The organism is Streptomyces sp. NPDC002566, from assembly GCF_042889585.1.
Classification (GTDB): domain Bacteria; phylum Actinomycetota; class Actinomycetes; order Streptomycetales; family Streptomycetaceae; genus Streptomyces.
Genome location: NZ_JBIARD010000004.1, coordinates 894,827 through 909,601 on the forward strand (window position 1 = coordinate 894,827; position 14,775 = coordinate 909,601).

Sequence of the window (14,775 nt, forward strand, 5' to 3'; positions counted from 1 at the left end):
ACCCGGGCGGGCTAAGGGACCCGCTCCATGTGCTCGATCAGGCGCTCGAAACGCTCCCGCCAGCCGTGCTCGCTCCCGCCCTCGGGTTCCGCGGCCGGAGCGGTGTCCCCCGCGTCGTCCTCGTCGTCGTCCCGGCCGCCCTGGAACTCGTAGGTGAACCGGAGGGCGCACCCGCGCTCCCCGTCCCGCTCCAGGTGGAACCGCATCCGGCCGCCGCCCTCCACCGTGTACTCGGCGACCCGGTCCACGTCCCACGCGGTGACCTGTCCGCCGCCCAGGCCCGGCAGCCCGATCACGCCCCCGTACCGGGGTTCCAGCACGTCGACGGGCCCGAACCACTGCGCGAGCCCGTCCGGGGTGGTGAACGCCGGCCAGACCGCCTCCATGGGGCGCGGCAGCCGCACCAGGAAGTGCAGGATGCGGATGTCGCCGTGGGTCTGGCTGGTGCCCTGCTCGATCGAACCGCTCATGACACCAGCGTGACCCCGACCGACACCTCACGCACCCCTTGGCGGGCCGGTGGTCACACCCCCGAGTAGGAGTGCTTTCCGCTGACGAAGATGTTGACGCCGTAGTAGTTGAACAGCCAGCAGGCGAAGGCGATCAGGGCGAGGTAGGCGGCCTTGCGGCCCTTCCAGCCGGCGGTGGCGCGGGCGTGCAGATAGCCGGCGTAGGCGACCCAGGTGATGAACGACCAGGTCTCCTTGGGGTCCCAGCCCCAGTAGCGGCCCCAGGCGTCGCCCGCCCAGATCGCGCCCGCGATGATCGTGAACGTCCACAGCGGGAAGACGGCCGCGTTGACGCGGTAGGAGAACTTGTCCAGGGAGGCCGCGGCCGGCAGCCGGTCCAGGACCGAGTTCGCGAACCGGCCGGGGGTGCCGCCGCTCGCGAGCTTGCTCTCGTAGGAGTCCTTGAACAGGTACAGGATCGTGGCGACCGCGCCGACGTAGAACACCGCGCCGCAGAAGATCGCGGTGGAGACGTGGATGTACAGCCAGTAGGAGTGCAGGGCCGGGACCAGCTGGTCGCTCGCCGTGTAGAGGACGGTGACGGCGAGGCCCAGGTCCAGCAGCACGGTGGTGATCAGGAACAGGCCGAGCCAGCGCACGTTCTTCCTGAGCGCCAGCAGCGCGAGGTACACGCCGACGGCCACCGTGGAGAAGGTGATGTTGAACTCGTACATGTTGCCCCAGGGGGCGCGCTGCACCGAGAGGGCCCGGGTGAGCACCCCGCCGAACTCGACGAGGAACGCGAGCACCGTGAGGGAGACGGCGACGCGGCCGTAGAGGTCGCCCTGCTCGTCCCCGCCGTGCGCGCCCGGCCCGTCGGGCACGTCACGCGCGCCGGCCGCGGACCGTACGACGACCTTCGGGCGCTCCAGCACGGCGGTGCCGCCGGCCTTCTTGACGGTCACGGCCGGGCCCTTCGCCGCCTTGGCGCCGGCGGTGAGCGCGGCGGCCGTGCGGCCGACCTTGCTGCGGCTGCCGAAGAGCCATTCGGCGATGTACGCGAAGAAGGCCAGGGTGTAGACGGCCATCGCGGAGTAGATCAGCGTGTTGCTGACGTTCGCGAGGTTCTCGTTGGTGGCGGCGGCGAGAGTCATTTCTCCAGCCCTTCGGCAGGTACGGCTCGGGGGTGGGGGGTCGTGGAGCCCTGGGCGGCTTCGGGGGCGGTCCCCGAGGTCGGCTCAGGGTCGGCGTCGGGGTCGGCCCCCGGGCCTGGAGGGCCGTCGGGGTCGTCGTCCGGGTCGGGCGCTGCGGGGGCCTGGTCGTACAGGAGCCCGGCGAGGTCGCCGAGCTCCTCGGGGAGCTTCGCGGACTCGCTGCGGCCGAGGCCGGCCATCTCCACGACCGTCACCCCGTCGGCGCCCTTCACCGCGCGCACCCACACCCGGCGGCGCTGGATGAACAGGGAGGCGGCCAGGCCGAAGATCGCGGTGAGCGCGCCGCCCAGCGCCCAGCCGCTGCCGGGCTGCCGGGTGACCTGGAAGTTCGCCCACTCCTTGGTGCCGTCGTAGGTGATCGAACCGGCGCCGTCCGGAAGCGTCAGGGTCTCCCCGGGCTTGAGGTTCTCCCGCATCTGGATGCCCTTGGCGTCCTTGAACGCCTTCATGTGGCTCTTGTCGAGCTGGTACACGCTCTGCGGGATGCCCGCGTTCACGCCCAGGTCCCCGTGGTACGGCACCAGGTTCAGCACCGGGTTCAGCAGGGCCGGGAACACCGAGGACACCTCGTTGCCCTTGGCGTAGCTCGGCAGCAGGAAGGCCTGGAAGGCGAGCTGCTCGCTCTTGCCCTTGGCGTCGCGGTAGCCGTCGTAGACCTTGATCACACCGGAGGACGTGACGTTGGAGTCGAGCGGCAGCAGGGGCACGGCGTCGCGGTAGACGACCTCGCCCTTGCCGTCGCGGACGGTGACGACCGGGGCGTACCCGTGGGCCGTGAGGTAGACCTTGGAGTCGCCGATCTCCAGCGGGTGGTTGACCTTGACGACGGTCTTGCGGTCCTTGCCGTAGGCGCCCTCGGAGTAGGTGAGGGAGGCCTGGTAGGTGCGCGGGGTGCCCTTGTTGGGGCCGGACACCTCGTAGGTGCCCTTGAAGTCGTCCAGGGTGAAGCTGAACGGCTCCAGGTCGTCGGTGCTGAAGAGCGTGCCGGACTTGATGTCGTCGTACTGGGTGAGGGTGTTGGAGAACCCGTCGCCCTCGACGATCAGCTTGTTGCCCTCCATCTTGAACAGCTGGCCCCAGGCGAAGGCGACCAGCATCACGATGAGGGCGATGTGGAAGGCGAGGTTGCCGACCTCGCGCAGGTAGCCCTTCTCGGCGGCGACCGCGTCACCGGCGATGTGGGCGCGGAAGCGGCGCTTCTTCAGCAGCGCGAGGGCGGCCTCGCGGACCTCCTCCGGTTCGGCCCCCGTGCGCCACGTGGTGTGGGCGGGCAGCCGGGTCAGCCGCCTGGGCGCGCCCGGCGGGCGGCCGCGCAGCTGGCCCACGAACTGCCAGGTGCGGGGGATGATGCAGCCGATGAGGGAGACGAACAGCAGGATGTAGATCGCGGAGAACCACACCGAGCTGTAGACGTGGAACAGGCCGAGCTTCTCGTAGATCGGCCCGAGGGTGGGGTTGTCCTTGAGGAAGGCGTCGACCTTGGTGGCGTCGGTGCCCGTCTGCGGGATCAGCGAGCCGGGGATCGCGCCGAGCGCGAGCAGCAGCAGGAGCAGCAGCGCGACCCGCATGGAGGTCAGCTGCCGCCAGAACCAGCGGGCCCAGCCGACGACGCCGAGCGCGGGCCCGCCGTAGAGCGTCTCCGCCGGAGCGGTGGACAGCTGGGAGCCGGCCGCGCCGAGGTCCTGGTCGTCGGGGGCGGCGGGGGTCTGCTCGCCGGCGGTCGTGTTGCTCATGGATCAGATCCCCACAGTGAAGCCGGTGGACCAGGACTGCATGTCCTGCACGAGACTGTCCCAGACGCCGGTCAGCAGCAGCAGACCGGTCACGATCATCATCGTGCCGCCGATCCGCATCACCCAGACGTAGTGGCGCTTGACCCAGCCGAAGGCGCCGAGCGCCTTGCGGAAGGCGACCGCGGCGAGCACGAAGGGCACGCCGAGGCCGAGGCAGTAGGCGACGGTCAGTATCGCGCCGCGGCCCGCGCTCGACTGCTGCGAGGACAGGGCGAGGACGGAGGCGAGGGTCGGGCCGATGCACGGCGTCCAGCCGATGCCGAACAGCGCGCCGAGCAGCGGGGCGCCGGCCAGACCGGCGGCGGGCCTGCGATGGAAGCGGAACTCGCGCTGGGTCATCCAGGGCATCAGGCCCATGAAGAAGACGCCCATGAGGATCATGAGCACGCCCAGCACATCGCTGAGGACGTCCTTGTTGTCCTGGAGGGTCTCCCCGAAGTAGCCGAACAGGGCGCCGCTGGAGACGAACACGGCGGTGAAGCCGAGCACGAACAGGGAGGCGCCGGCGACCATCCGGCCGCGCCGGGCCTCGCCGAGGTCGGTGCCGGTGACGCCGGTGACGTACGACAGGTAGCCGGGGACGAGGGGCAGGACGCAGGGGGAGAAGAAGGAGACGAGGCCGCCGAGCACGGCGACGGGCAGGGCGACGAGCAGGGCGCCGTTGAGCACCGTGCCGTTGACGCCCTCCTGGGCGAGAGTCGAGACCGCGCTCACGTCACTTCTCCGCGAGGACCGGGGAGATCATGGCGCGCAGCTTCTCCTCGCTGAGCGGGGCCATAGCGCGGGCGGCGACCTTCCCCTCCCGGTCGACGACGAGGGTGGAGGGGATCGCCTGCGGGTTGAGCGTGCCCCGCTTGAAGCGGAGCATCAGCTTGCCGGTCGGGTCGTACAGGCTCGGGTACGTCACACCCTGCTGCTTCTCGAAGGAGCGGGCCCGGTCCACCGCGGGGTCGCGGGTGTTGATGCCGACGAACTGCACGCCCTTGCCCTTGAGGTCGTTGTAGACCTTCTCGAAGTTCGGCGCTTCAGCACGGCAGGGGGCGCACCAGGAGCCCCACACGTTCAGGACGACGACCTTGCCCTTGAAGGAGGAGACGGCGAGCTGCCCGCCGTCCACGGTCGTGCCGGAGAGGTCGGGAACCTCGGCCCGCTCCCCCTTCTCGGCGGTCGCGACGCCGTCCTCGCCCATGATGAAGTTGGTGTCGCCGCCCCCGCCCGAGGTGCCCCCTGAGGTGCACGCGGAGACGAGCAGCGCCGCGACGGCGGCGCCGGCGGTCAGGGCGGCGCGGCGCGTACGGGTCCGGTTCCTGGAGCTTCGGGGGGCGCGGCAGGCGGCACTCATGTGAAAAGTTTCGCATGCCCGTTCTGGGGATCTTGCGCACCCCCCTTGCGGGTGGAAACCCGCATTTCAGGCGGCGGACGGCCGGGGGGAGGCGGGGGCCTGGGCGCCGAGGAAGGCCTGCCAGCCGCCGGCTGGCCGCTGGCCGACCTCCAGGGTCCTGAGCTTGGCCAGCACCTCGGGCTTCTGCACGTCGAGCCAGTCGACGAACTGCCGGAAGGAGACCAGCCGCACGTCCGCGCCCTTCTCCTTCTCCCGGGCGATGTGCTTGAAGGCCTCCTCGACGGCGTCCATGTAGATGCCGCCGTTCCACTGCTCGAAGTGGTTGCCGACGAAGAAGGGCGCGCGGTTCGTCTCGAATGCCCGCTTGAATCCCTGTATGTACGCCTGTGCGGCCTGCTGGCGCCAGCGCGGGTAGTTGTGGCTGGGCGCCTTGGTGGAGTTGATCGACTGGTTGGCGAGCATGTTGTAGTCCATCGACAGGACCTCGAACCCCCGGCCGGGGAACGGTATCTGCTGCAACGGAAGGTCCCATATGCCCTGCTTCTTGGTCGGCCAGGTCTGACGGCCGCCGGGAGAGGAGGCGTCGTAGCGCCAGCCGAGGGCGCGGGCGGTGGGCAGCAGGTTGTCCTGGCCGAGGAGGCAGGGGGTGCGGCCGCCGACGAGCTCCTTGTCGTAGTCGAAGGGCAGCGCGGGCAGGTCGGTCCAGCCGGAGTTGGTGCGCCACTCCTTCACGAAGCCCTTGGCCTGGTCTATCTCGCTGCGCCACTGCTCAGAGGTCCAGTTGCCGACCGAGCCGCTGCCCTCCCCGCAGAAGTGGCCGTTGAAGTGGGTGCCTATCTCGTGCCCTTCGAGCCAGGCGCGGCGCAGGTACTTCAGGGTGTCCTTGATGTGGGCGTCGGTGAGGTAGCCGATGTCGGAGGCCCCGCGACGGTTGCCCGGCGGGTCGTAGAGCCGCTTCTTGGACTCGGGCAGCAGGTAGATGCCGGAGAGGAAGAAGGTCATCGCCGCGCCGTGCTCCTTGGCGAGGTCCAGGAAGCGCGGGAAGAGCCCGTTGCCGACCTCGCCGGCGCCGTCCCAGGAGAAGACCACGAACTGCGGCGGCTCCTGGCCGGGTTCGAGCGGCCGGGGCGCGGCGGGCTGGTGGGGCTGCTTGCCGGTGAAGGAGGTGGAGCCGTCACCGAGGGGGCGGGCCGGGGCGGTCGGGCTCGGGCTGGGCTTGGCCGAGCCGGAACGGTTCTTCCCGGAACCGGACGACGGCTTCGATCCGTCCGGGTCGGCGGAGCCGCCGCATCCGGCGAGTCCGGCGGCGGCGACGGCTCCTGCTCCGAGCCCGATCGCTCCCCTGCGGCTGAGAGTGCGCATGGCATCCCCGTTCGTCACGTCCTCTGGTGGTCACCCACTGAGAGGACGCGACGAACAAAGGGGTTCCGCTTGTTCGTGCGAGTTTCGTAACGATGGCCGGGAATGAGCCAGTTGATCCCGGCGGGGAATCCGGGGGTGTGAACCTTCTTACGCGCCGAAGGCCTTGCCCTTGCCCTTCACCGGCTTGGCGCCGGCGAGGAGGTGGGCGGGGACGAGGTCGCGGGCGGGCTCGGTGTAGCCGACGGAGACGATGGTGTCGCCGCGGTAGGTGAACGTCGTCAGCGAGGCGAGCGTGCACTGCCGCTTGCGCGGGTCGTGCCAGAGCCGCCGGCGCTCGACGTAGGACCGCACGATCCAGATCGGCAGCTGGTGGCTGACCAGCACGGCCTCGTGCCCGCGCGCCTGGTCCTTCGCCGCGTTCAGCGCGCCCATCATCCGCACGACCTGGTCGACGTACGGTTCGCCCCAGGACGGCTTGAACGGGTTGACGAGGTGCTTCCAGTTCTCCGGCCGGCGCAGGGCGCCGTCCCCGACGCCGAAGGTCTTGCCCTGGAAGACGTTCTCGGCCTCGATGAGCCGCGCGTCGCTGTCGAGGTCCAGCCCGTGCGCCTTGGCGATCGGCGTGGCCGTCTCCTGCGCCCGCTCCAGCGGGGAGGCGCACACGTAGGTGACGTCGCGCGGGGCGAGGTGCTCGGCGACCCGGTCGGCCATCCGCCGGCCCAGCTCGGAGAGGTGGTATCCGCCGAGACGGCCGTAGAGGACGCCGTCGGGGTTCTCCACCTCGCCGTGGCGCATGAGGTGGACGACGGTGATGTCGCTGTCGTTCCCGGCGCCCGGGGTCTTCTCGGTGCTCACGCGGTGGCCTCCGCAGCCGCTCGGGCCGCCGCCGGGAGGGCGTCGGCGATCCGCTGGAGGGCCCGCTCGTCGTGGGCCGTGGACACGAACCAGGACTCGAAGGACGAGGGCGGCAGATAGACGCCGTTCGCCAGCAGCGAGTGGAAGAAGGCGGTGTAGCGGAACGAGTCCTGCGCCCGCGCGTCCGTGTAGTCGCGCACCGCGCGGTCCGTGAAGAACACGGAGAACATGTTGGAGGCGCTCTGCAGCGTGTGCGCCACGCCCTCCTTGGACAGCGCCTGGGACACCAGCGCCTGGACCTGCTCGGACACGGCGTTCACCGTGGCGTACGCGGCGTCGTCGAGCAGCCGCAGCTGGGCGAGGCCGGCGGCGGTGGCGACCGGGTTCCCGGAGAGGGTGCCGGCCTGGTAGACGGGCCCGGCCGGGGCGAGGTGCTCCATCACGTCGGCGCGACCGCCGAACGCGGCGGCCGGGAAGCCGCCGCCCATCACCTTGCCGAAGGTCATCAGGTCGGGCCGGACGCCGTCGACGCCGTACCAGCCGGCGCGGCTGGTACGGAAGCCGGTCATGACCTCGTCGGAGATGTAGAGCGCGCCGTTGGCGGCACAGGCGTCCTTGAGGCCCTGGTTGAACCCGGGCAGCGGCGGCACGACGCCCATGTTGCCGGGCGAGGCCTCGGTGATCACGCAGGCGATCTCGCCGGGGTGCCGGTGGAAGGCCTCGTGCACGGCCTCCAGGTCGTTGTACGGCAGCACGATGGTGTCGCCGGCCTGGGCGCCGGTGACGCCCGGGGTGTCCGGCAGCGCGAAGGTGGCGACGCCGGAGCCCGCCGCGGCGAGCAGCGAGTCGACGTGGCCGTGGTAGCAGCCGGCGAACTTGACGACCTTGGTGCGCCGGGTGAACCCGCGGGCCAGCCGGATCGCGGACATGGTCGCCTCGGTGCCGCTGGAGACCAGCCGCACCTGCTGGACGGGCTCGACGCGCGCGACGATCTCCTCGGCGAGGGCGACCTCGCCCTCGCCGGGCGTGCCGAAGGACGTGCCGCGGGCGACGGCCTCCTGGACGGCGGCGATGACCTCGGGGTGCGAGTGCCCGAGGATCATGGGGCCCCAGGAGCAGACCAGGTCGACGTACTCCCGCCCGTCCGCGTCGGTCAGGTAGGGGCCGGATCCGGACACCATGAACCGGGGCGTTCCGCCCACGGCGCGGAAGGCGCGCACCGGCGAGTTCACGCCGCCCGGCGTGACGGCGGCCGCCCGGTCGAACAGGGCCTGCGAGACAGGCGCATCGTATGAATACGGCATTTCACTCATGACCTGCGGCTACTCCGACCTTCTCCGACTTCTGGGGGGTTCCGGGACTGCGTTGCCAGTGACCCCCTCAGGGTAGGCCAGCGAGGTTCGGCCACAACGGGGGCCGTCACCGAGTCCCCACCGGCCGGTCGTCTGCGAAACTGAAACGGACCGAGCCTCGTGGACGTAGCTCACTTACGACGATGTGTCGTGTGACTGCGCACATCCCGCGGACGCGAGTTTCACCGCACGTTTCGGCGTGCGGCCGCGGGGGAGGTCACTGACACGATGATCGGGTTGCGCGGCGGGGGCCGCGCGTCCTAGAAAAGCAGTCGGGTGGAGATATGCATCGCGGTGGCGGACTGGGCGAGGGGACTGATGACCTGGGTCCTCGACGTGCCCGGCGGGGAAGGCACCGGCGCGACGCGGAGGAAGTCGACGACGTACGACAGACACAGGGCGTACCCGGCATGCCGGACGTGCCCGGGGTACCGAGCGAGTCCGAGCGCCTCGACCAAGCGGTCGAGCGGCTCTCGGCGGGGAGCAGGAATGGTGGTCGGGTGGGGGTGACGTACAAGTACTTCGGCGCGCCGGACGGCGCCACCGCGGCCCGCGTCCCGATCTCGATGCGCCCCGAGGAACTCGGCGGTGACGAGCTCGGCATGGGCGGCATGTTCACCAAGATCAAGCCGGAGACGATGGCGGCGATGGTCCTCACGGGCATCGAGGGCGTCCCCCTGCACAAGGTGCCGCCGCTGGAACTGGTCGTCCTGCACCCCGACTACGCGGTCGTGAAGCTCCCCATGACGGTCGTCGACCCCCTCCGCGACATCGGCGAGGAGGCGGTGGGCGCGGCGGCGTTCATCTGGTCCACGGTCCCCGACCGCGGCGGCCCCCGCGACGCGTTCAACGTGTACCAACTCCTCCACGAATGGCAGGACTTCAGTCACCGCCTGCACGAGGCGGGCCACCAGCCTTACTGCCTTGTGTGGCCCTGAGCGGGGCCGCCCATTGCAGCGGGCGGGCTTTTCGACCTCCTGAACGGCGAACTGACAGGCATGCGCAGCGTCCCCACTTGTGTCATCGGAAGCTCCGACAAGGATCCGGTCGTCACCGGCGAACATGATCCCGACAAGTTCGTCGAGGTCGGATCCTTCACCAAGGTCATCACCGGAACGATCCTGGAGCAGCTGGCCTCGCACGGCGTGCTGAAGCCAGACGATCCCGTCGAGCGATGGCTCGGCGTGCCCCCGGGTACCGGCATCACTTTGCGTCACCTCGCGGAGCACACCTCAGGTCTGCCTCGACTGCCTCCGGGGACATCACGCCTCGACCCGTACAAGAAGTTCACCGACGACCGGCTGCAGGACCTGCTCGCCGGCCTCGATCAGCTCGCTGTCGCCCCGGCCGGAGAGCGTGAGGAGTACTCCAACTTCGGCTATGCGGTGCTCGGGGCTGCACTGGTCTCGGCAACCGGTAAGAAGTACGAGGATCTCGTCACCGAACTCGTGCTGTCCCCGCTCGGCCTGCCGCCTGGAGCCATGAGCGCCCGCCCACCGCGACACAGTCGGCTGCTGCCGACGGGTCTGTTCGGCCGCACCATGAAACCGTGGACCATGACGGGAGCCATCCTGCCCGCCGGCGGGCTGTGGGCGACTCCCCGCACCGTGGCACGCGTACTGACGGGTCTCGTACACGACCGTTCGCTGGGAGAACCCGGGCTGGGGTGGCAGCGCACCGGCCCGCTGCCCGTGATCTGGCACAACGGAGCCACACGCACAGCGTCCGTCTTCGTCGGCGCCGTCCCGGACGGGCGTTGGACAGTGGTCCATCGCCTGAGCGATTCTCCCGACGTCACGGATCGCGTCGGCTTGGACTACCTGCGTGCGGCAAAGGGACAGCGCGCGGTGTGACTGCCTCGCGCGACAAAGGGCGAGGCCTTTTGGCCTCGCCCTTTGTCGTGTGCGTCGGGCCGTCGGCGCGGGGAGCGCCGCCGGGTCAGGGGCGGTCGCTTCGGGGGGTGGCGGAGCGGCGGGGGGCTCGGCTGCGGTCGCCGGTTCGCGGGGTGTCGGTCTTGGGGGTCGCCCGGCGGCCCGACGCTCGCGTCTGCTTGGCGGAGGCGGAGGGCGTGGAGCCACGGCCGGCCGCGGTTCCGTTCGCAGTCCTGTTGCCGCCGTTCGCAGTCCTGTTGCCGCCGTTCGCAGTCCTGTTGCCGCCGTTCGCAGTCCTGCCGGTTCCGTTCGCGGCCCTGCCGGTCCCGTTCGCAGTTCCGTCGGCTCCCGTGCGGCGGGCTGTGGAGCCGGTGGGCTTCGTGCGGCGGGTGGTGCCGCGGCCGCCTGTCGTGGGGGCGTCCTCCGACGTCTTCGCCCGGGTCGGGCGGCCTTCCGTGGGCGTCGCCGGCCTGCGGGCGCCCTCGGGGCGGCGTCGGCGGGAAGGCTTCTGGCGGGACGCCTGAGGCGTCGGCTGCTGGGGGACCTCGATGGTGACGGCCACGCCGGACGGCTCGCGGGCCCCGGTGAGGGTGGCCAGTTCCGTGTCGCCCGAGGTGACGCGGGCCGTGCGGGGGCGGATGCCCGCGTCCGACATGAGCCGCGTGACGTCCCGCTTCTGGTCCGGCAGGACCAGCGTGACCACGCTGCCGGAGCCCCCGGCGCGGGCCGTGCGGCCGCCCCGGTGGACGTAGTCCTTGTGGTCGGTGGGCGGGTCGACGTTGACGACGAGGTCGAGGTCGTCGACGTGTATGCCGCGGGCCGCGACGTTCGTCGCCACCAGCGCGGTGACCTGGCCGGTCTTGAACTGTTCCAGGGTGCGGTTGCGCTGCGGCTGGGAGCGGCCGCCGTGCAGTGCCGCCGCGCGGACGCCGACGGCCAGCAGCCGCTTGGCGAGCCGGTCGGCGGACCTCTTGGTGTCGAGGAAGAGGATGACCCGGCCGTCGCGGGCCGCGATGCGCGTGGTGACGGCCTTCTTGTCGGTCTCGTCCTGGACGTGGAGCACGTGGTGCTCCATGGTGGTCACCGCTCCGGCGGACGGGTCCACCGAGTGCACCACCGGGTCGGTCAGGAACCGCTGGACCAGACGGTCGATGTTGCGGTCCAGGGTGGCCGAGAAGAGCATGCGCTGCCCGTCGGGCCGCACCCGCTGGATCAGCTTGGTGATCTGCGGCAGGAAGCCCATGTCGGTCATCTGGTCGGCCTCGTCCAGCACCGTGATGCGTACGTCGTCCAGCACGCAGTCCCCGCGGTCCACGAGGTCGTTGAGCCGGCCGGGGGTCGCCACGAGCACCTCGGCGCCTCGGCGCAGCGCGCCGGCCTGCTTGGTGAGGGACAGCCCGCCGACCACGGTGGTCAGCCGGAGGTTGACCGCCGTCGCGTAGGGGGTCAGCGCGTCCGTGACCTGCTGGGCGAGTTCCCGGGTGGGCACCAGCACGAGGGCGAGCGGCGCCTTGGGCTCCGCGCGCAGTCCGGCCGTGCGGGCCAGCAGCGCCAGTCCGAACGCGAGGGTCTTGCCCGAGCCGGTGCGTCCGCGGCCCAGCAGGTCCCGGCCGGCGAGCGAGTTGGGCAGCGTCGCGGCCTGGATGGGGAAGGGGCTGGTCACACCCTGTGCGGTGAGGGTCTTCAGCAGTGCCGCGGGCATGTCCAGAGCGGCGAAGTCCTCGACGGCGGGAAGCGCGGGGGTCGTGCTCTCCGGCAGCCGGAACTCCGTGGGCGACGCCCCCGACGACGACGAGGGTGAGGGGGACGAGGTCCGCCGGTTCGGCTTCTGGGACCTTCTTCGGGACATGCGACTACTGCCTTCCTGGGAACAGCACAAACCGGGGTCCGCACCATGACGGTGCGGACCCCGGTGAGTGGATACGCGTCCGGCGATCAGGCGGGGACGATGTTCTCCGCCTGCGGGCCCTTCTGGCCCTGCGTGACGTCGAAGGAGACCCGCTGGCCCTCCTGGAGCTCGCGGAATCCCTGGGTCGCGATGTTCGAGTAGTGGGCGAAGACGTCAGGGCCGCCGCCGTCCTGCTCGATGAAACCGAAACCCTTTTCGGAGTTGAACCACTTCACGGTTCCCTGTGCCATGACATTTCTCCTTCTGTAGGCAGAGGCCCCATCCGGAGATGCCGGAAAAAACTAATGCGCCCGAGGAGAAACATTCCCGTCAGGCGCACATAGGTTCATGGGTACCACAACTGCAACGCTTAGAACGTAGCACACAGCTCGCCGGTCCGGGGAGGATCAACACGCCCGACCGGGTGAGCACGCCGCCTCAGACCTCGTCCAGCCGGTGGTCCGCGGGACCGCCGCCCACGGTGAAGCCGATCGTCGAGCCGCCGCCCTCCCGGCCGGCGGCGAAGGGGGCGCCGCCGTGGGCCAGGGCCACCTCCCGGACGATCGACAGGCCGAGCCCCGAGCCCGGGAGGGAGCGGGCGTCGGCGGCGCGGTAGAAGCGGTCGAAGACACGGGTGAGGTCGGACTCGCTGATGCCGGGACCGCGGTCGAGGACCTCCACCCGGACCGGTCCGGGTCCCGCCGGGCCGGTGACGGCGATCTCGATCGGGCCCGCTCCCCCGCGGTCGAACTTGGTCGCGTTCTCCACGAGGTTGCTGAGTGCCCGCTGGAGCATCGCCGGCCGCCCGTCCGTGGTGGTGTCCCCGCTCGCCCGGACCAGAACGGTCCGCCCGGTACGGCGGCGCGCGAGCCCGGCGACGTCCTCGGCGAGGTCGGCCAGATCGACCCGCCGGGGCGGCTCGGTGTCCGACTGACCGGCCGCCAGCTCCACCAACTCGTTCACGAGATCGGTGAGTTCACGGGCCTCCTGGCCCAGGTCGGCGACCAGCTCCTCACGGGCCGCGGGCGGCAGCTCGTCGATACGGCGCAGCAGCGAGATGTTCGTGCGCAGCGAGGTCAGCGGGGTGCGCAACTCGTGCCCCGCGTCCTGCACCAGCCGCCGCTGGTCCTCCTCCGACTGCGCGAGCCGCCCCAGCATCCGGTCGAAGGCCCGCCCGAGGCGGCCGACCTCGTCATGACCGGTGACGGGCACCTGGACGCCGAGCCTGCGGGTGCGGGCGACGTCCTCGGCGGCGGTGGTGAGGATGACCAGACGGTGGGTGATGCGCCTGGCCAGCCACCAGCCGAACAGGCCGGCCGCCGTCACCACGGCGATCATCAGGATCAGGGTCCGCTGCTGGAGCGCCCGCAGCAGGTCCTCCGTGCCGCTGAACTCCTGCGCGATCTGCACCGCGCCCCGGCCGCCGCCGAGCGCGACGGTCGCCACCCGGTACGCGTCGTGGCCCACGTCGACGTCACCGTGCTCGGTGAGCGTCCCGGCGGTCGCGGCGGCCGCGACGGCACGGTCGGCCGCCCTGACCGGCAGCCCGGGCGCGCCGGGGTCGACGACCGCGCCGTCCGGCCCCAGCACCTGCACGTCCGTACGGGCCGGGCGCACGATGTCGTGGCCGGGCGCGGACGAGGAGAAGTCCCCGGGCCGCATCGCCCGCGCGCGCACCTCGTCCCGCAGGTCCTGCACGACCTCGTCGAACACCGACTCCTGGTCCACCCGCACCAGCCGTGCCGCGGCGCTGTACGACAGGACGCCCACGAGGACGGTGACGACGGCGGTCACGGTGGCGAAGGACACCGCGAAGGTGGTGCGCAGCGAGACGAGCTTCGCGCGCCGCCGGGACAGCGGCCCGCCCAGCCGGCCGCCCGTGCGGGCAAAACGGCCCGTGCGAGCCATCGCGTCAGTCTTCCCGCAGCACGTAGCCCACGCCGCGCACGGTGTGGATCAGCGGCGGGGCGCCACCGGCCCCGTCGAGCTTGCGGCGCAGATAGCCGACGTAGACGGCGAGGTTCTTGGAACCGGGGCCGAAGTCGTAGCCCCAGATGCGGTCGTAGATCGTGGAGTGGTCGAGAACGATGCCGGCGTTGCGGACCAGCAGTTCCAGCAGCTCGAACTCGGTGCGGGTCAGCTCCAGTTCCCGCTCGCCGCGCCAGGCCCGCCGTGCCTGCGGGTCCATGCGCAGCCCGGCCGCCTCCAGGAAGCGGGCGGGCGGCGCGGTCGGCTTCGGCGGGATCTCCGGCCGGGCGCCGGGGCCGGTGCGGCGCAGCAGCGCGCGCAGACGGGCGAAGACCTCCTCGACGTCGAAGGGCTTCGGCACGTAGTCGTCGGCGCCCGCGTCCAGCCCGGCGATCCGGTCCGCGGTCTCCACGAGCGCGGTCAGCATCAGGATGGGCGTGCGGTCGCCCTCGGCGCGCAGCACCCGGCAGACCTGGAGGCCGTCGATGCCGGGCATCATCACGTCGAGGACGAGGACGTCCGGCGGCGACTTGTGGGCGTGCGCCAGCGCCTCCACGCCGTCGGCGACCGCGGTGACCTCGTAGCCCTCCAGGGTCAGGGCCCGTTCCAGGGCATGGCGGATGGCGCGGTCGTCTTCGGCCAGGAGCACGGTCTGGGGCACGGCGTCCACTCTGCCAGGGC

The 14,775-nt window shown here is 71.2% G+C and carries 14 protein-coding genes; 2 read left to right on the plus strand and 12 right to left on the minus strand.

The genetic code is table 11. The features are described from left to right. Nucleotides 1-11: 11 nt before the first annotated feature. The 8 genes from ACFYXA_RS21255 to hemL form a co-directional block, all read right to left on the minus strand. Nucleotides 12-470: an SRPBCC domain-containing protein gene (locus ACFYXA_RS21255; protein WP_352245185.1), complete on the minus strand. Its 459-nt coding sequence runs from the start codon at nucleotides 468-470 to the stop codon at nucleotides 12-14. 53 nt (nucleotides 471-523) lie between these two features. Next, entirely contained in the window at nucleotides 524-1,603 is a 1,080-nt protein-coding gene (gene ccsB, locus ACFYXA_RS21260; RefSeq protein ID WP_389034950.1) for a c-type cytochrome biogenesis protein CcsB, read from the minus strand. Then, on the minus strand, nucleotides 1,600-3,396 hold the full coding sequence (locus tag ACFYXA_RS21265) for a cytochrome c biogenesis protein ResB (protein ID WP_389034953.1): 1,797 nt from the start codon (nucleotides 3,394-3,396) through the stop codon (nucleotides 1,600-1,602). Before ACFYXA_RS21265 ends, ccsB begins: the two co-directional genes overlap by 4 nt. A 3-nt stretch (nucleotides 3,397-3,399) precedes the next feature. Continuing rightward, a complete protein-coding gene (locus tag ACFYXA_RS21270) occupies nucleotides 3,400-4,170 on the minus strand; it encodes a cytochrome c biogenesis protein CcdA (protein WP_352245182.1) in 771 nt (256 codons plus the stop codon). 1 nt (nucleotide 4,171) lies between these two features. After that, the gene (locus ACFYXA_RS21275) at nucleotides 4,172-4,798 is read right to left on the minus strand and encodes a TlpA disulfide reductase family protein (protein ID WP_352245181.1); all 627 of its coding nucleotides are present in this window, start codon (nucleotides 4,796-4,798) and stop codon (nucleotides 4,172-4,174) included. A 66-nt stretch (nucleotides 4,799-4,864) separates the two neighbouring features. Beyond that, nucleotides 4,865-6,160, minus strand: coding sequence for a hypothetical protein (locus ACFYXA_RS21280; RefSeq protein ID WP_389034957.1), 1,296 nt, complete (start codon nucleotides 6,158-6,160; stop codon nucleotides 4,865-4,867). Between the two features lie 147 nt (nucleotides 6,161-6,307). Further along, the gene (locus ACFYXA_RS21285) at nucleotides 6,308-6,955 is read right to left on the minus strand and encodes a histidine phosphatase family protein (protein WP_352245335.1); all 648 of its coding nucleotides are present in this window, start codon (nucleotides 6,953-6,955) and stop codon (nucleotides 6,308-6,310) included. Nucleotides 6,956-7,011: 56 nt separating this feature from the next. Further along, the gene (gene hemL / locus ACFYXA_RS21290; protein ID WP_352245179.1) at nucleotides 7,012-8,328 is read right to left on the minus strand and encodes a glutamate-1-semialdehyde 2,1-aminomutase; all 1,317 of its coding nucleotides are present in this window, start codon (nucleotides 8,326-8,328) and stop codon (nucleotides 7,012-7,014) included. Between the two features lie 323 nt (nucleotides 8,329-8,651). On the opposite strand from hemL, the gene ACFYXA_RS21295 reads away from it, so the two are divergent. Together ACFYXA_RS21295 and ACFYXA_RS21300 are read left to right on the plus strand one after the other, a co-directional pair. After that, the gene (locus ACFYXA_RS21295; RefSeq protein ID WP_130440804.1) at nucleotides 8,652-9,305 is read left to right on the plus strand and encodes a hypothetical protein; all 654 of its coding nucleotides are present in this window, start codon (nucleotides 8,652-8,654) and stop codon (nucleotides 9,303-9,305) included. A gap of 60 nt (nucleotides 9,306-9,365) precedes the next feature. Then, complete coding sequence (locus tag ACFYXA_RS21300) at nucleotides 9,366-10,220, plus strand: serine hydrolase domain-containing protein (RefSeq protein ID WP_352245178.1); 855 nt, start codon at nucleotides 9,366-9,368, stop codon at nucleotides 10,218-10,220. An 85-nt stretch (nucleotides 10,221-10,305) separates the two neighbouring features. Here the strand turns inward: ACFYXA_RS21300 and ACFYXA_RS21305 are convergent, their stop codons facing one another. The 4 genes from ACFYXA_RS21305 to ACFYXA_RS21320 all read right to left on the minus strand — a co-directional run bounded on the left by ACFYXA_RS21305 (nucleotide 10,306) and on the right by ACFYXA_RS21320 (nucleotide 14,755). Next, complete coding sequence (locus ACFYXA_RS21305; protein ID WP_389034962.1) at nucleotides 10,306-12,087, minus strand: DEAD/DEAH box helicase; 1,782 nt, start codon at nucleotides 12,085-12,087, stop codon at nucleotides 10,306-10,308. Nucleotides 12,088-12,173: 86 nt separating this feature from the next. Further along, nucleotides 12,174-12,377 carry a cold-shock protein gene (locus ACFYXA_RS21310; RefSeq protein WP_007502648.1) on the minus strand — a complete coding sequence of 68 codons (204 nt, stop codon included), beginning with the start codon at nucleotides 12,375-12,377 and terminating at the stop codon, nucleotides 12,174-12,176. A gap of 187 nt (nucleotides 12,378-12,564) precedes the next feature. After that, a complete protein-coding gene (locus ACFYXA_RS21315; protein WP_352245176.1) occupies nucleotides 12,565-14,034 on the minus strand; it encodes a HAMP domain-containing sensor histidine kinase in 1,470 nt (489 codons plus the stop codon). 4 nt (nucleotides 14,035-14,038) lie between these two features. Beyond that, nucleotides 14,039-14,755, minus strand: coding sequence for a response regulator transcription factor (locus ACFYXA_RS21320; RefSeq protein WP_352245175.1), 717 nt, complete (start codon nucleotides 14,753-14,755; stop codon nucleotides 14,039-14,041). Nucleotides 14,756-14,775 lie beyond the last annotated feature (20 nt).